This window comes from Sabulibacter ruber, assembly GCF_017355955.1.
In the GTDB taxonomy this organism is placed as follows: Bacteria; Bacteroidota; Bacteroidia; order Cytophagales; family Hymenobacteraceae; genus Nibribacter; species Nibribacter ruber_A.
On record NZ_JAFFID010000003.1, the window covers coordinates 112,412 to 131,542 of the forward strand.

The following is a 19,131-nucleotide window of genomic DNA, read 5'->3' on the forward strand; positions in this document are numbered from 1 at the left end:
TTACTTGGTTTCTTTGTTAAACTTCATGGTTGCACTAAACACGGTTTCGTTCTGGTCTCTGTATAACGCCTGTACCCCTTCTATAATCTTGTTGAACTGGTACGTTTTCTTTGGGCTGGCCACCGGGTTGTTATCATTGGCAGTAGACCACTGGCTTATCCAGGCGGGCACCACCTGTGGTAACTGCAAGGTGATGGAACCCGTGTTAGCCGTCAGTTGCGGTACAATTACCCGAACAAAATGCGTGTACTTTGCCAGATCAGGCGTAGCCTTCACTTCTTCATCGGCTGCAATTACTGTACCAACAGACGCCTTTCCGCCAGCCACGGCAAGCTTGAGGTGTTGCTTCAAATACTTCACATCCTGCATGGAAGAAGGCAACGAACTCAGGTTCAGACCAATGGTAAATTCAACCGGTGCCTCTTTTTCTGGCATTAAATTTACGCTGGTACACACCTCGGCGGTGCGGCTGGTACAGTACACAATCCCTGCCGGCCGGAAGGTATTGGATTTGAGAATAGCCGAAAATGGAATCTCCTGGTAATTGAACCCAAAATAGGCTTGCTGCGCGGGCAAATTACGGAGTACTTTGTTGGTGACGGTCTGCACCTCCTGTTGCTTGCCAATTACCCAGATATAGTACGGGATTTCCTCGCCGTTCAACGTGCGGCTTACCTGAGGCTTTTTCACCGCCGGGTGGTAGGTGCCATAAAAGGGAGAAGCCTCGGCCAACACCGCAACCACCAGGTTTTCGTGCTCGGCCAATTTCAAACTGCTTCTGATATCGGTATCCAGAGAAAGGAACTGCCCAGGATTGTTAGGGTCTGGCCCATGGATGAAATCTGACACAATCACGCTCACGGCACCTCTGTTTACGGTGTTCTCCAGAGCGGCCCGCAACATATCAGGCAAAGGGGTTCCTCTTACGTCGGCTTTGATTCCGCTTACAATGGTGTTTTTCAGGGTACCATAGGCCACGCTGTCCAATACGGGTCTGCCCTGCCGGTCTTCCCGGGCCATGTAATACCGTTTGGCATCCACGTAGATCCCATCCTGCACCTCAGAGATGAGTTTATTCAACCGATTCTGAAAAACCGTAGGTTCTTTGTCAGCCGCCGGTGGTGGCATAAAGCCTTTCATTCCGTTAGAAATCTCCAGGTACAGGTCAATGTCTACCTTCTGGCTGGCGGTGGCTGGGTTGGCTTCAGGGGTTTTGGTGGTTGTGCGAGGCTGTGCCGTAGTTTCTTCCTGTGCGGGTGGATTCTGGGGGCTGGTTTCCCCCGTTCTGTTTTCTTTTTTATAGCAACCGGACAAGGCCAGTGCTCCACAAAGCAGTAGCACCTGGGCGCTACCCGCAAACCGATTTATGTGCATGCAGTTGAGGTTCATTTGCTATTGGGCACTTACTAAGAATGCAGAAAAAGGTTTTCTACGTATTAACCGAGGTTCTAATATGCCAATCTAGGTAAAAAAAGGAACTACCTCCACTTTGTTTTCTTAGTTGATTCTACTGTACCCTCGTCTAATTACCGCCTGTTTTCCTGAAAACAGACCAAAAACGTTTTCTCCTCAACTTCTCCTATACTCCCTAACATGCACTCGCCTGCTTTTATTGTCTGCGCAGAAAAGCAGCATTGGTGTTGGGCTGCTTGTAGAAGTAAAACAGGAATATACTTTCAGGAAGAAAAGCCTGAGAAGAAGGGGTAAGTTATTGAATTGTATTTATCTAATAACATTATTAAACAACTAGAGAGTTACTTCCAATTCACTTTACCTAAAAGAGATATTTACACCTGAATCATTTGAACAAAATCTATAAGAATAAGTACTTCATGGATGCGTGGTTAAAAGTCCTAAACCAAACGTAACGATACAAAAAGAAGGTCTAGTCAACGCAAGAATCTCTTGTTTGTGCCGAGAATTGCAGATTTACTATTATTGTGTACTTTTAAGTTGGAAGACCGGGAAAGAACCCCTCACCCACTCCCGTCTTTTGCAACTTCTAGTGGTCACGTTTCACTTAATGTTTTACGCGCAATGACATAATAAATCCACGCTTTTTACGATAAATAACAAGAGGTTCAATAACTAAGAAGAAAGAAAATTTGAGATAACTAATACTACTCCCCTACATCTGGATCATCTTACCCAACACCACCTGTTTCTGGATAGGCAGACGTACTAGTTTGTGCAGTTTTCATCTTCCCTGAGTTTACCTGTTTTGGTATTGTTTACTTTTTTCAGAAAACTGAATGCATTCTTACAAAAGCTATCTGCTGATACTCCTGCTCTATCTCTGTAGCATGTCGCTGGTGCAGGCGCAAAACTGTACCACCCCTACCATCTCACCTAATGGACCCGGCCCTGTCTGCCAGGGAACCGCCGTTACCCTTACTGCCAATAGCGCCGCCGGACTTACTCTTCGTTGGTTTAAAGACGGAGTTCTGATCCCGAATGCAACCGGCGCGACTTTTCAGGCAGTTGAATCTGGAAGCTATACTGTTGAAGCAGATGGACCAACCTGTGACCCGGCTTCTTCTATTCCGGTTACAGTAACTGTAAATCCTTTACCTGCTCAACCAGATTTCATCCTGAACCCAAACACCCCGCAATGCTCTGGGTCTCCTATCAACTTCTCCATCACCAGTCCTCAACCAAACACCTCTTACGTTTGGGATTTTGGTGATGGTACCACTACTGTTGGAAATTCGGTAAACCATACCTATAAAACGGTTGGAGTAGGAGCTGAAAATTTTCCTGTTGTTGTGTATGCAGTGAGCCAGGCGGGATGTATCTCTCCTACTCGTACCCAGAACGTAACGGTAAATCGTAAGCCGCGTTTCACGCCACCTACAGACAGCAGCAATTTCAATGTCTGTATTCCGGATACCCAAAAAACGGTAAGCGTAAAGGCGTACCTGACCAACAATAACACTTCAGGTGATGTAACCTCATACATCGTCGATTTTGGCGATGGTGCTGGTCCACAGACGTTTCTGCCTCAACAGTTCACGTCTACTCAGGCTATTCAAAACACCATTCCATACGATACCACCGGTTCGTTCCCTATCACCATCAGAGCCATTGGGGCGAACGGGTGCGACTCCGTATATACCAAGAACTTCGAGATCAATAAAAAGCCCGAGGCTGAATTTGATGCCAATAGCGGGAAAAAACGTCTGAATCCCGCGAACTGTACCCCGGTCATCATTGCCATTGCCGATACCTCTAGAGGGGGCAATCTCACCTATCGGTACAGGGTAACCAATAACCAGGGACAACCTGCCAGTGGAGTTTCCTTTATCCAGGGCACCGACTCCACCTCGCAGGAACCGGTTCTCCAGTTTGATGTGGAAGGCCGCTATAACATTCGGTTAATTGTATCAAACAGCTGCGGTACCGATACGGCCACCCAAAGTGTTCTGATTGCCCGGCCGGAAGTAAACCTCTTCGCTGACTCCACTTCCTGCGGACCAGCCACCATTCTGTTTGACGCCCAGAAAGTCAATTATGACCTGAATCTTGGTAACACCGAAAAGAACTTCCGGTGGACGGTGAGCCCGAATAACGGAGTGACGTTCGTTAACGGCACCAGCCCATCCTCTAAATTCCCTGAGATTCGCTTTGCCAATGTTGGGGAGTACAAAGTGAACGTCGTCTTTGAGAATGAATGCGGGAACTCAAGAGATTTTGAGCAGCAACCCGCCGAGGCCACCATTACCATCAATGCTGTTCCAGGAGCGGTGCAGTTCACGCCTAACAACGTGACCATTTGTAGCGGCGACAGCACCACCATCCGCCCAACCGGTCCGGGAACCAACTTTGAGTTCTACACCCAGCAGACCGGCGGTACAAGCCTGGGCTCCGGCCGGGAATTCAAGACCGGAACGCTGCTCACTACCACGGTGTACTACGTAGCCGCCAAAAACGCCCAAAACTGCGAGAGCCCTACCCGTACGGCCTTCACCGTGAACGTAGTGCCTGAAATGGAAAACAACACCATTACCCTGGCGCAAAACCAACAGGAATTGTGCGCGGGTCAGCCGTTCCCAGGGGCCATCAGTGGTTCTTTGCCAACCGGTGGTACAGGTTCTTACCAATACAAATGGCAAACCAGCCAGACCGGCAACCCAACTGATTTCCGGGATGCCGCTGGTAGCAATACTGCCCGTAACTATACGCCAGCCCAACCGCTCACAGTGACTACCTGGTTCAGACGTCTGGTAACCTCAGGTTCCTGCTCGGCAGACACCAGTGATGTGGTCATGGTAACGGTAACTCCGCCCATCACCAACAACACCGTTGACATTGAGGGAGACACTGTGGCAACCATCTGCCAGGGCGCTGAGGCTCCTCAGATCACCGGTTCTCAACCCGCCGCTACTGCTACCATCATCTGGGAAAGCAGCACCGTAAGTGCTACGGCTGGTTTCGCGTCGGCGGCTGGTATCAACGGCGAAGTGGTGTACTCACCAGGTGCTCTTTCAACCACCACCTGGTTCCGCAGAAGAATCAATCAGGGCGGTTGTACCGCGGTGTCTGATGCGGTAAGAGTCATTGTGATTCCGCCAGTGGCCAACAACACCATCCAGGGAGAGCAAACCATCTGCTCTACCGGGACTGCTCCGGCTGCCTTAACCGGCTCGGTACCTACTGGCGGCGGTACGGCCAACAACCGGGTGATCCTTTGGGAAAGCAGCCTCACCGGCAACCCAGATGACTTTGGCCCGGCTGCAGGCGCCAACAACGGCCAGAACTATACTCCTCAGGTCTTAACCCAAACCACTTACTTCCGGAGAACGGTTTCGGTGCGCGAGGGTGGCTGTGATCCAAACAGAAGTAATGTAGTAGTAATTACGGTGGTACCTCCCATCACTGACAACAACATTTCTTCTATTGAGAATACCGTATGCCAAGGCAAAACGGTGGCCTTTACGGGTACCCCGGCCAGCGGTGGCGGCGGAGCTGCACTGGAGTATTTATGGGAAACCAGCACCACCAGTGCCACTGCCGGTTTTAATCCAGCAGCGGGTACCAACAACACCCAGGATTACACGCCTCCGTTCATCTCTCAAAATACCTGGTTCAGAAGAACCGTGAGAGTACCAGGTGCAACCTGTCCGCCAAATGTCTCTAATGTGATTGCTATTACGGTAGAGAAAGCACCAAGCGCCCCAACCGTAGAAGCGTCTAATGTGCAGACTTGCCCCGAGGTGCCTGCTACCCTGCGGGTAACCAATGCGGGTGCCGGCAACACCTATGAGTGGTTCACCCAGGAAACCGGAGGAACCCCGGTGTTTGTGGGAGCAGAATTCACTACTAACTCGCTGAGCGCTACTACTACTTACTATGTTCAGGCGGTAAGCCCTAACCAATGCGCCAGCGCTAACCGCACCTCGGTACGGGTGAGCATCATTCCGGTGGTAGCAGATGCCGGACGTGATACCACCATCATCCAGGGACAATCTGTGGTACTGCGCGGGTCTGGGGGAACAACCTACGAGTGGACTCCGGCCACTGGCCTCAGCGATCCTAAATCGGCCAACCCGATTGCTACTCCAAACGTGAACACCACTTACACCCTGAAGGTAACCTCCTTTGATGGTTGCGAGGACACCGATGAAGTGACCATCAACGTCTTGCCGCGCATCAAAATCGTGAACACGTTCAGCCCGAACCGCGATGGGGTCAACGAATACTGGGAGATTGAAAACATTGCAAACTACCCGGACGCAACGGTAGAGATCTTCAACCGGTACGGTGCCCAGGTGTTTAAATCAAACGGCTACGCTCAACCGTGGGATGGTACGCATAACGGCAGCCCGCTTCCGCTGGCTACTTATTACTACATCATCAGACTGAACAAAGACGAGAAACCATTCACGGGCAGTGTCACCATTATCAAATAATCCGATGACGAAAAATTTAGGCGTTCTTCTGGTTTTCCTGCTCCTGACCGTGCCTGCCTGGGCACAGCAACGGCCGCAGTACAGCCAATATATGATCAACAGTTATTTATTGAATCCGGCCATCACGGGGATTGAGGACTATACAGAAGTTAAGATTGGGACCCGCCAGCAGTGGATTGGTCTGGAGGGCGCGCCCAAAACCTACCACGTGAGTGCCCATACCCCTTTGAACAAGGAAGTGAAAAGCGTACGCTCAGGCAAAGGCCTCACCAGCACCCGCACCGTGAACCGGAACCGCTTTGTGCGGGCGTACCCGCACCACGGGGTGGGTATCCAGGCCATCAGCGACAAAACCGGTCCGCTGCGCCGCACCAACGTGAATCTGACCTACGCGTACCACTTGCCCATTACCCGTACCATTACGGTATCTATGGGAGCCAGCGCGGGTATTCTGAGGAACAGTTTTAACCCGGCCGAGGCCACGTTCACCAACCCAGATCCGGCTATCTCCAGCAGCTACGTAAACCGCAATTACTTTGACGTAGGGCTTGGCACCTGGATTTACTCTCCCCATTTCTTCGTGGGATTGTCTGGCGCGCAGCTGATCAAAAGCGAGCGGGACCTGAATACCGAGGAAGGCGAAGTAACCAACGGGATCCTGCAACGCCATTTCATTGGAACCGCCGGTTACAAATTTGACATTAGCCGGGAGGTGACGCTGATTCCGTCGGTGCTGGTGAAGCTGACCAATCCCAGCCCTACCACCATTGACTACAACCTGCGAGCATTATACGCGGAGCGTTTCTGGGTAGGTGTCTCTTACCGCAACCAGGATGCCTTTGCGCTGATGACAGGCGTAAACATCAGCCACATCATGGACGTGAGCTATTCCTATGACTACAACACTTCCCCGTTGAATGTAGCTAATTCCGGCTCCCACGAAATTGTGCTGGGCCTGAAGCTCTTCAACAAAGGGAAAGTGGTTTGCCCAAGATGGATGCACTAATTCTTCATCTTACTACCTGAAAACAGCGGGGCCGATTTCTAAGGAAATCGGCCCCGCTGTTTTTAAGCTGTTTTTGGATAATCAGCACCAATTCAGTTGATAGTCCTGCATCCTCCGTTCAGAAACATTGGAATGCCTGAGACAAGGCAGTGCCTTGTCTCTACCGATGCAAATTTTATAAGCATAATGGCCTAACCCATATAGGGCGAAGTCAAACCCTCCTTCGCTCGCCTCTGGCGAGTGTAAGTTATTAGGTGGCCTCTGGCCGCCTTGCACATTCTTCAACCATATTTTACAACAGCATCAACCTACTACCGTTTTCTGCCTCCTTTCCAGAAAACACCCCCAAAACAGAAACAATCACCATTAGACAAACTCCTTCCTTCTAAGAAGAAAGCCACCAAACAGCAAGGGCCTGCTTCAAGTCAGAAGCAGGGCCTTGCTGTTGAAAAAACTTATCTTTCCTTATGACTTCACAGCGGTGATGGTCTGGATAGTACCATCTGGGTTATGGGTCAGCTCGGTAACTTTGATGTTTCGCAAGTGCGTTTTACCAGACAATTGGGTGTCATGATAGAACAGGTACCACTTGCCTTTGAACTCAACAACTGAGTGGTGGTTGGTCCAGCCTTGTACCGGGTTCAGGAGCACACCTTTGTACGTGAAAGGTCCGGCAGGAGAATCCCCGATGGCATAGGCAATGTTGTGGGTATCACCGGTAGAGTAAGAGAAGTAGTACTTACCGTTGTATTTGTGCAGCCAGGCAGCCTCAAAGAAACGCTTGTCGTGGTTGGTGGCTGGGAAAGGTTTTCCGTCTTCGCCCAGGATTACCACATCTTTCACCGGACCATCAAAGCCTAGCATGTCTTTCCGCATTTTAGCCATTTTAGGCAGAAGCGCGTTTCCGGTAGTAGGCTCAGGAGCGGCGGTAGAATCATATTTGCCTTTCGCCCAGCGCTGCAACTGACCACCCCAGATTCCGCCAAAGTACATGTAAGAGGTACCATCGGTATCGGTGTATACGGCAGGGTCAATGCTGAAGCTTCCTTCAATGGGCTTAGCCTCTGGCTTGAAAGGACCCGTTGGAGAAGAAGAAGTGGCTACCCCAATTCTGAAGATGTCTTGCTTGTCTTTCACCGGGAAGTAGAGATAATATTTCCCGTTCTTGAAAGCCGCATCTGGTGCCCACAATTGGCGTTTGGCCCACGGAATGTCTTTGATGTCAAGCGCCACCCCGTGATCGGTTACTTTGCCGTTCACGTCATCCATGGAGAAAACATGGTAATCGCGCATGTCAAAGTGATCGCCGTTGTCATTCTCCGGCGTACCGGCGTTGATGTCGTGCGAAGGATAGATATAGATCTTTCCGTTGAACACGTGTGCAGAAGGGTCTGCCGTATAAATATCCGTTACCAACGGCTGAGACAGATACTGAGGAGTCTTGGCAGCGGTTGTGGTGTCTTGGGTAGTAGCCGTGCTTTGCACCTGCGTTGCAGAAGCATTGTCTGATGTGGTTTGCTTTTGGCAGCCGCTGTTGAACGCAGAAGCCGCAAGAAATACCAAAGGAAGGTACTTGGCAGAGTTAGGTCTTGTCATTTGTGTTGGCAGTTTTTGTTTAGTTGGTGAAGATATGCAAATATCACCTACTATTGCAACCGATTTCATAAAAATATATCAGCTTTGATTTACCTGTTTTGCAAATCTTTCAACTCCATCTATCCCATCCCTTCTCGCCCTTCACTTCTACTGAGGCATTTCTTATAGTTGATTCTCTGGTCCGTGAAAAGGAAATTCATTAAACTCCCGCCGCACTCAGTCAACAAATAGTATTACTACTATTTAAATGATCCAAAACGGCTTAGCCCGGCGTCCAAAGCTTCTAATCAGGTTAACCCGCTCCAAACTATTGTTTCATGCTTCTAATCTTAGGTATCCTAATTTTCATCTTTCCTTTTCAGGATAGGTAGAAATTGCCTCTTCCTCCGTTTCAGGCCTATTTTCTATAAAAAAGCCTGAATTCAGCAACACCAATCCTCAGGTACTACTTCGCAGAACGGGCCCAATGATAAACCTGGGCATTAAGTTAGGGCCTAATCCAATCAACTCAGGATTAGGCAAACTCATTTAGAATTTAGACAACCTTCCCTAAAAAAATCTTCGTTTAAGACGTAGAGATTCATGACACCCCTTTAACGAAAGAATATTTATGACTGCAAATCACCCAAATCTCAGCGTCACCGAGAGCTTTGAAGAATCAACTGGCTTAAGACATCATGAGGTACCAACCGAGGCGGAAGTAGCAGAAGAAGAGGAATCCCTTGCCCGCACCGCCGAAAACCCGCTCCCCAGGGTGGTACTTAGGCCTAACACGTATTCGCTGCTGGATGGGGAATGGAGGTTCTCCCTGGATCAGGACGACCGCGGATTACGGGAGGCCTGGTACCTGGGGCATAAATATCCGCATACGGCTAATTGGCCGGGCTCTGTAGAGGAGCACATGGCTCAGAACAAAGAAGATTTGCAGACCCCAGCCTGGCAAGACAAAGTGATTGCCTGGTATGAGCGCGAATTCACCCGACCAGAGAAACTGGAAAGCGGCGGAAAAAGGATTTACCAGATCACCTTTGGCGCCTGCGGCTACGAAACCCGGGTCTGGCTCAACGGCCGTCTGCTCACCGATATTGAAGGCGGCGAGGTGCACTACGGGGAGTACAACTCCTTCTCTTTTGAGATAAACGAAGACCATTTGCTGCCCATCAACTGGCTGACGGTACGGGTGTCGCACAGCATGGATGCCGAGGTGCCCCGCGGTAAACAGGAATCGCACGTGTACAAGCGGGGCGGAATCTGGTACCAAACTTACGCCGGTCCGGTGCGCAGTGTATGGCTGGAGACCGTTGAACGCAACCGCCTCCGCTCACGGGTTGGGGTGCAGGGCCTTATTGAAGACTCCCTGGTGCGCTTCAACTTTACCACCAGAATCCATGACCCGGGCCAATACACGCTTCGGTTGAACATCTATGAACGTGATGGCAGTGATGATGCTCCGCCCCTGGCCACGTCTGACTACCCGCTTAAACTGGAGGCCGGTCAACGGTCACAGTACGTGGTGATTGAAGTGCCCAACGCGGAATTGTGGAGCCCCGAGAATCCGCATTTGTACCGCTTTGTGGCCCAACTGATTGATGCCAGCGGCTACTCCGCCGAGATTGAAGGACACTTTGGTTTGCGGAAGATTGAAGCCCGCGGTCGGCACATTTACCTCAACAACCAGGAAATCTACATTGACGGCATTCTGTACCAGCCCGGTACTGCTACCTACGAGGAAATGAAGCGCCATATGTACGCCATGAAAGAATTGGGTTGCAACCTGGTGCGTGTGCATATTGCCGGAATTGACCCGCGTATCTATAACCTGGCCGATGAAATGGGGCTGCTGCTCTGGGTGGAAGTGCCTAGTCCGCACTCCTCTACCAAACGCAGCCGCGAAAACCACCGCCTCGAACTGATGCGCATGCTGGCGCTTATTGAAACCAACCCATCGGTGGTGATCTGGAGTTTGTACAACGAGGACTGGGGTGCGCAAGACATTGCTACCAACCCAGAAACCCGCCAGTACATCATGGATATTTTCCACTTCATGAAGATCAGGTACCCGCAGTTCCTGGTGGTGGACAATGACGGATGGCAGCATATTTCCTACGAAGGAAAACTTAAAACCGATCTGCTCACTGCCCACTTGTACACGCCAGAGGTAAAGAAATGGAAAAAACTGTTAGACAAACTTACCGCCGGCGAAATGGAAGGCGTAGCCGTGTTACCGCTGGTAATTGGTGACCATTACTTCTACCGCGGACAAACCCCGCTGATTGTAAGTGAGTGGGGAGGCTTTGGGTTCTCAGATTACGGCGGGCCCGAGAGCGCCGAGGAGCGTACCGAGAAGATCAGGACGTTCAAGCAGGAGCTCCGCAAACGCCGTATTGCCGGTGATGTGTACACGCAGGCCACCAACATTGAGGAAGAGAAAAACGGGCTCATTGACTTCCATTCGGGAGAACTTACCGTTCCTCCAGGGCTGCTGAGCACCCAAGGCTTCAGCTTTGACGCCAAGCCCAGTAAACGGTTACGCAAAAAGAAAAAAAAGTCTGAATAACCTTTTCAGGTTTTTAAGCTGAAGGAAAGAACCTGTTTTAGAAGTGTTTTTACTAAATCGCTCCTAAAACAGGTTCTTCTTGTATTGCCACTGCTTTCAACTAGCTTATATCCTTTCAGGATCTTAAAGTATAACTTAGAATTTCAAAGTATAACCTAACCAGTAACCTTACAGAACATCGCTATGAAAAAACTTTTTTTACTGCTTGCCTGGGCTTGTGCAATTCCCGGGTGGGCTCAGACCCTTGCCCCTGCCGATAAAATCAAAACCGAAAAGGGAGACCTGACCGTTCAGCCCATCACCCACGGGTCTGTAGTGCTGCAGTGGAACAACAAAACCATCTGGGTAGACCCCTACGGAGGAGCCGCCCTCTACAAGGGAATCACCAAACCAGACCTATTGCTCATCACCGACATTCACCCCGATCACCTGGATCTGAACACATTGCAAGCTCTGCCTGTTACCGGGGCTACCATTGTGGCACCTCAGGCGGTGGTAGACAAACTGCCCGAACAGCTGAAAAGCAAAGCGGTGGTGCTGAAAAACGGTGCCCAAACCCAGCAACAAGGTATCCAGATTGAGGCAGTTCCTATGTACAACCTGCCCGAGGCTCCTGATGCCATGCACCCCAAAGGTCGTGGTAACGGGTACGTCCTCCGCATCGGGAACAAAAATGTGTACCTCTCCGGTGACACCGAAGACATACCTGAAATGCGGGCCCTCAAGAACATTGACGTGGCGTTTGTGTGCATGAACCTGCCTTACACCATGGACATTAACCAGGCGGCATCGGGGGTGCTGGCGTTCAAACCCAAAGTTGTGTACCCCTACCATTACCGCGGCCAGGGTGGACTGAGCGACGTGAACGCCTTTAAAGCCAAAGTGGAGGAAGGAAAGAAAGACATTGAGGTGCGTTTGCGGCAATGGTACCCATCAGCCGAGTAGAATTGATGGAGCCTACCTTTTTGGCCTCTTTTTCTGAAACAAGGCTAAAACAAGAAGCCGGCCTGCTGAAGAACAGCAGGCCGGCTTCTTGTTTTAGTTGATTAAGGTTACAACCGGTTGTAATCGGTTTCCTCGTCTTCGGTGTCTTTGCTGCCTAGCGGCTGATCATGCATACGTACCCCGTTGGCGCTTCCGTCCATGGGTTCGTAGCTGCCTTCGTACTCAAAACCGGGTCCTTGGGAAATAGATTCGGTTTCGCTGTGGTCGTTGGCACCGTAGCCGGTAATTTCATTTCCACCAATGTGCAGGTTCTCCAACTTATCTTTCTGGCTGTTACGCTGGGTATCTCCGCCCAACCCGATGTTCCGTTTAGCCGATGGATCTGGGCTGTTGCCCATAGAGTTTCTCTCGCTGTAATCCTCGTTTATATTCTTGGTGGTGTTTTTTCCACTCAGATCTTTATCGTCTTTTGTTGCCATATTCTTAGTAATTAGTTTTTACTGTGTACGAAGAGGACCCGGTGGAGTTTGAGGCTTTTCTGATCTAAACAAGACAAAAAAGGAGAGCCTGCCGGGCAGACTCTCCTCTAATTCAACTGATTGGTAAAAAGAAGCTTAGTGCTTTTTGCCTTTTTTCTTCTTTCCGCCTTTATTGCCGTTGCCGTTTCCTTTGCCAACTCCTTTATTTTTCTTTTGCTGACCCGGTGCGTACGCGCGGGCAGATTGGTCGCCGTTTACCTTTTTGGCTTGGCCGGGAGGCATGCCTTCGGTGGAGGTTCTGCTACCCGGAAAAATGATACCGGGGAAAGAATCTGAGGTTCTCTGGCTTTTGGAGGTTCTGGTACCCGTGGGGTAGCGTGAACTGCTAGTATTCCTGGAACTTGAGCAACTTGCCACACTGATCAGAATGATCACCAGGGCGAGCATTTGTACAAATTGTTTTCTCATAAAAGGGCTGCTTTGCTTACATCTGTAAAAGAGGGTGCAAGTATAAAGCCAAAAAATATGATGCAAGGCGTTTTCTGCGTTGTTTTTAGGAATCAACGTTGAAACGTTCTCATTCTCAATGCTGTTGATCTGGTAGAAAATATTCAATTGCACCTGTACACCGGGTGATTGTCAATGGATAAACTTTTCCTCCTAGTCTTACTTCTATTCCTTACTCTTCCGGCACCGGCACAGAACAGACCTGCCGCCCTACGGGAGAATGAGGTGATTACTATTCCCATCCCGGTGGAGCAAACCAGAACCACCGATGGGATTGCGCGCTACATCAACAGCCATTATCCTTCCCCGCAGGAGAAAGTAAAAGCCATTTACTACTGGCTGGCAAACAACATTTCCTATGATATTCTACGGCTGGAGAATGCCTCAGAGTATTATGAGCGGCAAGCTCTCATCAGCCAGACCTTACGCACCCGCAAAGCCTTATGCCAGGGCTACGCCGAGGTGTTTCAGGAGCTTTGTACCAAAACGGGTATCCCCGCGCACGTGGTTACCGGTTTTGTGATTCCAAGAAACACTCCCACTCCCATGACGCATGCCTGGGCCGCTGCCCGCCTCAACGGCCAATGGTATCTGTTTGACCCTACCTGGGGCGCGGGCTACGTGGATAATAACCTGTACATCCGGCGCGTGAATGACCGGCACTTCATGGTCTCCCCGGAAACCATGATCAAGACCCACATGCCCTTTGATCCGCTGTGGCAGTTTCTGCCCCAGCCCCTCACCTTCCAGGAATTCATTTACGGCAAGCCCAAAACGGCAGTACGCAAACCTACTTTTCACGTGCTGGACTCTCTTGCCGCTTATGAAGCATCCTCTGACAAAGCTCAGTTGATAGGCACCATCAGAAGAATGGAAGCCAACAGAGTGATCCCGCCGGTGGTGCTGGAGCAACTTAACCATAACAAAAAGCAGTTGAGCATTGCCCTGCAAAACGACGCCATTGACCTTTACAATGCCGCCGTGAACTCCTATAATGCCGGGATAGAAAAGTTCAACACATTCATCCGGTACCGCAATAACCATTTCATGCCCCAAAAGAACCTTGCAGAAGTAAGGCAGATGATGCAGAGTTACACCCATAGCTTCAAAGAGGCGAAGGCGTATTTGCTCAAAATAAGGCCGCTGGATAATACCAACCTGCTGCTCAACGTGGAATCCCTGCATAAGACCCTGGATAAAGCCCTTACCCACGCCGACCAGCAAGAGAAGTTCCTGGAGAGATACATCAAGACCCCGCCCTCGCAACGGAGCGCTTTGTTCTACAGGCAATCTTTGGCTGAAAACAAGTAAAGCTCAATTCTCCTTTGTTCACCACTGCCCAGTGTAAAGTATTAAACTGCCCTGCCTGCATGTGCCTGGAATGAGATGAAACTCTTTGTTAAGCTCTAGCAGCGGTGGCCAACTTCTGGCAAATAAACTTACGCTTGCTTAAGTTGAGGCAAGGGTGAGTGATTATTGCCTAATTTCTTCAAAAGGCAGTCAAACCTTATAATACCGCCAATTCAAGGCGAGGTCTGGTTGGGATTGAAAGGCTTATCCAGCCTGTATTTACATGATTTTCTTTTCGGTTTTAGGCTGAATTCCGGAAACTAGCTTCAAAACATATCTGCCATTTGTTTTGTAACTTGGCTTCTCTACATCCTTCCACCAAACACACAAACATGTCAAACAAAGTCATTTCCCGCCGCTCCCGATTGGCTGTGTGGCTTCTGGCCCTTTCGCTTACGGGGCCGGCAGCTTATGCCCAGGGCACGAAAGACCTCAACGTCCCCTACCAACGCCCAGCTGAGTCTATTGCCAAATTGGTGGAGGCTCCGGCCACCCCTTCCGTTAGTTTTGATTCCAAAGGCGAATGGATGCTGGTGATGGAGCGTCCCGGTTTTCCTTCCATTGAAGAAGTAGCTGCCCCAGAGGCCCGCATTGGCGGCTTGCGCATCAACCCGGCGGTGAACGGAGCCAGCCGAGGTTCCTCTTTCAACAACCTGAAAGTCAAAAAGGTGAAAGGTGGTCAGGAATTCACCATCCAGGGACTACCGGCCAACGCCAAGATCTCCGATGTGACCTGGTCGCCGGATGAAAAGCAAGTGGCCTTCCTGAACACCATCAGCAACGGAATTGAACTGTGGGTACTCAACGTACAGGACCGCTCAGCGCGTAAACTCACCACCGCCTCCGTGAACGACGCCTGGGGCAACGCCTTTAGCTGGACTCCTGACAGTAAAACGCTGTTGGTGAAGGTAGTGAACCCCTTGCGCGGAGATGCGCCTAAATCACAGACCACCCCGGTAGGGCCAATCATCCAGGAAAACCTGGGCCGCACCGCCCCTTCCCGTACGTACCAGGATCTGCTGAAGAACCGTCAGGACGAAGCCTTGTTTGACTACTATCTTACCAGCCAATTGGTACAGGTTTCCTTAGACGGTACCCAAACCAAGGTTGGCGAGCAGGGCATCATCCGGTCGTTCAGCGTGTCGCCAGACGGGCAATATGTGTTGGTAGCCACCACGCACCGGCCGTATTCTTATCTGGTGCCTTCCAGCCTGTTCCCGTACACGGTGCAGGTGTGGGATAGGCAAGGCAAACTGGTGAAGCAGATCGCAGACATTCCGCTGGGCGAAAACATACCCGTTGGGTTCAACGCCGTGGCGGCTGGTCCCAGAAACGTGAACTGGCGCTCAGATCAGCCCGCAACCCTGTACTGGGTAGAAGCGCAGGATGGCGGCGATGACAAAAAAGACGTGCCGGTAAGAGACATAGTGTACTTGCAAACCGCCCCGTTCACACAAAAGCCGGTTGCACTGGTGGGCACCAAGCTTAGATTCAGCGGCATCACCTGGGGAAACAATGACCTGGCGCTGGTGACCGAACGCTGGTGGAAAACGCGCCAGGAACGCCAATTACGCGTGAAACCAAGCCAGCCAGGTGCCGAGCCGGTGGTATTGGTAGAGCGCTCCTACGAAGACCTGTACACAGATCCCGGCTCGCCGGTGATGACCAAAAACCAATACGGGCGTAGCGTGCTGCTCACCGATAAATCTGGCCAGAACCTGTATATGATCAGTGAAGGCGGATCTCCGCAAGGCAACCGGCCCTTCCTGAGCAAATTCAACCTGAACACGAAAAAAGCCGATATCCTGTGGCGTTCTGAGGCCCCGTTCTACGAGCGGCCGGTAGATTTACTGGATGCCGATAAAGGCGTTTTCATTACCCGTCGGGAGTCAGAGAACGATCCGCCTAACTATTTTCTACGCCAGGTCGGGTCCGAGAAGTTAACCGCGGTTACCAAGTTCCCGCACCCATCGCCGGAGCTGATTGGGGTAGACAAACAACTGCTTACCTACAAGCGGAACGACGGCGTTACCCTAACCGCCACCTTGTACACCCCCAAAGGCTACAAGAAAGAGCAAGGCCGATTACCTATGTTGCTGTGGGCGTACCCGCGGGAGTTCAAAGATGCGGCTACGGCCGGTCAGGTGAAATCATCGCCGTATGAGTTTACGCGCATCAGCTACGGTTCACCGCTGTTCTGGGTAACCCGCGGCTACGCCGTGCTTGACCGCACCGATATTCCGATTGTGGGCGAAGGCGATGCCGAACCCAATGACACGTACGTAGAGCAACTGGTGGCCAGCGCCAAAGCCGCCATTGACGAGGTCACCAAAATGGGCATCGCAGATCCAACCCGGGTAGCCGTGGGCGGACACTCCTACGGAGCGTTCATGACGGCCAACCTGCTGGCGCACTCAGATTTGTTTGCCGCCGGTATTGCCCGTAGCGGAGCTTATAACCGTACGCTCACGCCGTTTGGTTTCCAGGCCGAGGAGCGCACTTTCTGGCAGGCGCCGGAGGTGTACGCCAAGATGTCGCCGTTCAACTACGCCAACAAAATCAAGACACCCCTGCTGCTGATCCACGGCGAGGCCGATAACAACTCCGGTACCTTCCCTATCCAGAGCGAACGTTTCTACAATGCCTTGAAAGGACACGGGGCCACCACCCGCTACGTAGTGCTTCCGGCCGAAAGCCACGGCTACAGCGCCAAGGAATCCATCATGCACATGCTGTGGGAAATGGACCAATGGCTGGAGAAATATGTAAAAAATAAGCCGCAGCCGCAGACCAAGCTATAGTTTTGTGCTACATTTGAAAAAACAGGCCCGTTCTTAAAACAAGGGCCTGTTTTTTGAGTTCTTACAGGTAGAACTTAACAGACATTACAACAAACCAAACAGGCACTCTGAGATTTGACAGGATCTCGCTTGTTTACAATGCTTACTCAATGGCTAAAGTAGAACTGAAGAAACCCAATGGGGACGTTTTCCTCATTGCGGAGCGGGCCCCGGATAATTCTTACATCCATGCACAGTGGATCGGAATCCAGACGCTTGACACCGTGAAGCAGGGAGGAACGCTATATATAAAAATGCTGGAGGAGCAACCTTGTCCACGGCTGCTGAACAACCACAAAGAGCTAATTGGCCCCTGGACCGTAGCCAACGACTGGATTGTGCAGTTCTGGACTCCCCGGGTAATGGAACTAGGGCTGGAATACATGAGCCAGGTGCTGGCCCCCGGCGTGTACGGCAAAATGTCCTTCCACCAGCTTCATCAGTTCATAGGAGACAAGTTCCAGATCAAAATGTTTGAAGAAGTGGAGCCCGCCTTAGAATGGCTTCTGACCGTTGGGAAGAGCGATCAATCCCAGCAGCCCTTTGGCAAACGAACACTTTCATAGAAATAGAAAACAGAAGAGCCCCTGCAATCCAGGGGCTCTTCTGTTTTAAAACGTTTGTTGGAATATCAATCCTCAACTTTTCTGGATACGGATGTTTCAAATTCCTGTTGAGGGAGTTTGTCATGCCCACCACTATCTCATTCCTCTCCCACTCTAAGTCTTACGGGGTTTGTTCCTCTGCCACTTTTGTCAGATGAAGACGTTTTGAAGGTGATTTGCGGAAAGAAGGATTGAAACGATTACTTAGTCCTTACTTGATTTTCAGCTCCACATCCCCTCCTACCGGGTAGCCTACGCAAGTCAAGGTTAAGCCTTGGGCTATGTCCCGGTCGGTGAGTACCTCGTTATAAGACATCCATACTTTACCTTGTAAACAAACCGCGGCACAGTTTCCGCACTTGCCGGCTTCGCAGCTATACGGCAATGAAAGCCCCGCCTTCTTGGCTGCCTGCAGAATGGTATCGGGGAATTGCGGGTGAAGCTGGTGGGTTTGTCCGTTGTACTGAATGGTGACGGTATGCGGATCAGTATCCGGCGGGGTAACTTTGGTCAGCAGTTTGGTAGTGCTAAAGGTTTCCTGCCTGATGTTGGCGGCGGGCACCCCTACTTCCCTCAATCCATACAAACACAGCCTCCGGTAATTCTCAGGACCACAAACATAACATAATATTTCAGCGGCAGACACTAGGGCATACTTCTTCACCAGTTGCTTCAGTAACTCTTTGTGCAGGCGGGCCTGGTCTAGCCTCCGGGAGATGCTGAATAGAAAATGCACTTGTAATTGGTCGGGAAATTGATCGGCGAGCTGCTTCAATTCCTCCAGGTAAATAGTAGACTCCGGTGAATGGTTGCTGTACACCAGTACCACTTTTACCTCTGAAAAGTGGTGAACCACCGTTTTCAGCAGAGAATAGATGGGGGTGATTCCGCTACCGGCTGCCCAGAAAAAGAGTTGCTTATAAGCCGAGACATCTTCTGGCAAGGTGAAAAACCCGGCGGCTCCAATGGTTTGCACTTGGTCTCCTACCTGGGCGTGGTCCACTAAGCGGCGCGAGAGAAAACCGTTATCTATTCTTTTCACCCCAACGGCCAGGTCCTCGTTCAGCGCCGGTGAGGAGGTGATAGAATAAGACCGCCTCACCTCTTCTCCTTTGGCGTCTTTTGCCACCAAAGTAAGGTATTGGCCTGGCAGGTACGATATGGCTCTGGCCTCCACCCCGCCAAAAACAAAGGTCTTTACGCCTGGTACTTCTTCTTTAATGCTGGTAATGGTAAGTGTGTGGTAGTGTGGGTCCATCTAAACGCTTTCTGACTATCGTATCTCTAAACGTAATTTACAGTTTCAGAGATAATGCAGGAAAGCAGGGTTCCAGTCC

Annotated in this window: 12 protein-coding genes; 7 read left to right on the forward strand and 5 right to left on the reverse strand. The window is 50.7% G+C overall.

Annotation, left to right across the window (positions count from 1 at the left end; genetic code table 11):
* Window positions 1-1,374, reverse strand: coding sequence for a hypothetical protein (locus JT719_RS16265; RefSeq protein ID WP_207434408.1), 1,374 nt, complete (start codon window positions 1,372-1,374; stop codon window positions 1-3).
* 878 nt (window positions 1,375-2,252) lie between these two features.
* On the opposite strand from JT719_RS16265, the gene JT719_RS16270 reads away from it, so the two are divergent.
* Window positions 2,253-5,909: an Ig-like domain-containing protein gene (locus JT719_RS16270; protein ID WP_207434409.1), complete on the forward strand. Its 3,657-nt coding sequence runs from the start codon at window positions 2,253-2,255 to the stop codon at window positions 5,907-5,909.
* A gap of 4 nt (window positions 5,910-5,913) precedes the next feature.
* Complete coding sequence (locus JT719_RS16275; protein ID WP_207434410.1) at window positions 5,914-6,915, forward strand: PorP/SprF family type IX secretion system membrane protein; 1,002 nt, start codon at window positions 5,914-5,916, stop codon at window positions 6,913-6,915.
* Between the two features lie 465 nt (window positions 6,916-7,380).
* Here the strand turns inward: JT719_RS16275 and JT719_RS16280 are convergent, their stop codons facing one another.
* The gene (locus JT719_RS16280; RefSeq protein WP_207434411.1) at window positions 7,381-8,511 is read right to left on the reverse strand and encodes a glycoside hydrolase family 43 protein; all 1,131 of its coding nucleotides are present in this window, start codon (window positions 8,509-8,511) and stop codon (window positions 7,381-7,383) included.
* Between the two features lie 610 nt (window positions 8,512-9,121).
* On the opposite strand from JT719_RS16280, the gene JT719_RS16285 reads away from it, so the two are divergent.
* A complete protein-coding gene (locus tag JT719_RS16285) occupies window positions 9,122-11,068 on the forward strand; it encodes a glycoside hydrolase family 2 protein (protein ID WP_207434412.1) in 1,947 nt (648 codons plus the stop codon).
* 183 nt (window positions 11,069-11,251) lie between these two features.
* Window positions 11,252-12,013 (forward strand): MBL fold metallo-hydrolase, encoded by a 762-nt coding sequence (locus JT719_RS16290; protein WP_207434413.1) that lies wholly within the window; start codon window positions 11,252-11,254, stop codon window positions 12,011-12,013.
* A gap of 107 nt (window positions 12,014-12,120) precedes the next feature.
* Here the strand turns inward: JT719_RS16290 and JT719_RS16295 are convergent, their stop codons facing one another.
* Entirely contained in the window at window positions 12,121-12,492 is a 372-nt protein-coding gene (locus JT719_RS16295) for a hypothetical protein (protein ID WP_207434414.1), read from the reverse strand.
* A gap of 135 nt (window positions 12,493-12,627) precedes the next feature.
* Window positions 12,628-12,960 carry a hypothetical protein gene (locus JT719_RS16300; protein ID WP_207435141.1) on the reverse strand — a complete coding sequence of 111 codons (333 nt, stop codon included), beginning with the start codon at window positions 12,958-12,960 and terminating at the stop codon, window positions 12,628-12,630.
* Between the two features lie 174 nt (window positions 12,961-13,134).
* Between JT719_RS16300 and JT719_RS16305 the strand changes: the two genes are divergently transcribed.
* The 3 genes from JT719_RS16305 to JT719_RS16315 all read left to right on the forward strand — a co-directional run bounded on the left by JT719_RS16305 (window position 13,135) and on the right by JT719_RS16315 (window position 17,755).
* A complete protein-coding gene (locus tag JT719_RS16305; RefSeq protein ID WP_207434415.1) occupies window positions 13,135-14,310 on the forward strand; it encodes a transglutaminase domain-containing protein in 1,176 nt (391 codons plus the stop codon).
* A 371-nt stretch (window positions 14,311-14,681) separates the two neighbouring features.
* On the forward strand, window positions 14,682-17,150 hold the full coding sequence (locus tag JT719_RS16310; RefSeq protein WP_207434416.1) for a S9 family peptidase: 2,469 nt from the start codon (window positions 14,682-14,684) through the stop codon (window positions 17,148-17,150).
* 149 nt (window positions 17,151-17,299) lie between these two features.
* Window positions 17,300-17,755, forward strand: coding sequence for a hypothetical protein (locus JT719_RS16315; RefSeq protein ID WP_207434417.1), 456 nt, complete (start codon window positions 17,300-17,302; stop codon window positions 17,753-17,755).
* A 250-nt stretch (window positions 17,756-18,005) separates the two neighbouring features.
* Here JT719_RS16315 and JT719_RS16320 read toward each other — a convergent pair whose 3' ends face one another.
* Window positions 18,006-19,052 (reverse strand): ferredoxin--NADP reductase, encoded by a 1,047-nt coding sequence (locus tag JT719_RS16320; protein WP_207434418.1) that lies wholly within the window; start codon window positions 19,050-19,052, stop codon window positions 18,006-18,008.
* Window positions 19,053-19,131 lie beyond the last annotated feature (79 nt).

Coding starts and splice junctions, on each gene's coding strand:
- JT719_RS16265 (WP_207434408.1), bottom strand. CDS start 1,374: ATGCACATAAATCGGTTTGCGGGTAGCGCCCAGGTGCTACTGCTTTGT.
- JT719_RS16270 (WP_207434409.1), top strand. CDS start 2,253: ATGCATTCTTACAAAAGCTATCTGCTGATACTCCTGCTCTATCTCTGT.
- JT719_RS16275 (WP_207434410.1), top strand. CDS start 5,914: ATGACGAAAAATTTAGGCGTTCTTCTGGTTTTCCTGCTCCTGACCGTG.
- JT719_RS16280 (WP_207434411.1), bottom strand. CDS start 8,511: ATGACAAGACCTAACTCTGCCAAGTACCTTCCTTTGGTATTTCTTGCG.
- JT719_RS16285 (WP_207434412.1), top strand. CDS start 9,122: ATGACTGCAAATCACCCAAATCTCAGCGTCACCGAGAGCTTTGAAGAA.
- JT719_RS16290 (WP_207434413.1), top strand. CDS start 11,252: ATGAAAAAACTTTTTTTACTGCTTGCCTGGGCTTGTGCAATTCCCGGG.
- JT719_RS16295 (WP_207434414.1), bottom strand. CDS start 12,492: ATGGCAACAAAAGACGATAAAGATCTGAGTGGAAAAAACACCACCAAG.
- JT719_RS16300 (WP_207435141.1), bottom strand. CDS start 12,960: ATGAGAAAACAATTTGTACAAATGCTCGCCCTGGTGATCATTCTGATC.
- JT719_RS16305 (WP_207434415.1), top strand. CDS start 13,135: ATGGATAAACTTTTCCTCCTAGTCTTACTTCTATTCCTTACTCTTCCG.
- JT719_RS16310 (WP_207434416.1), top strand. CDS start 14,682: ATGTCAAACAAAGTCATTTCCCGCCGCTCCCGATTGGCTGTGTGGCTT.
- JT719_RS16315 (WP_207434417.1), top strand. CDS start 17,300: ATGGCTAAAGTAGAACTGAAGAAACCCAATGGGGACGTTTTCCTCATT.
- JT719_RS16320 (WP_207434418.1), bottom strand. CDS start 19,052: ATGGACCCACACTACCACACACTTACCATTACCAGCATTAAAGAAGAA.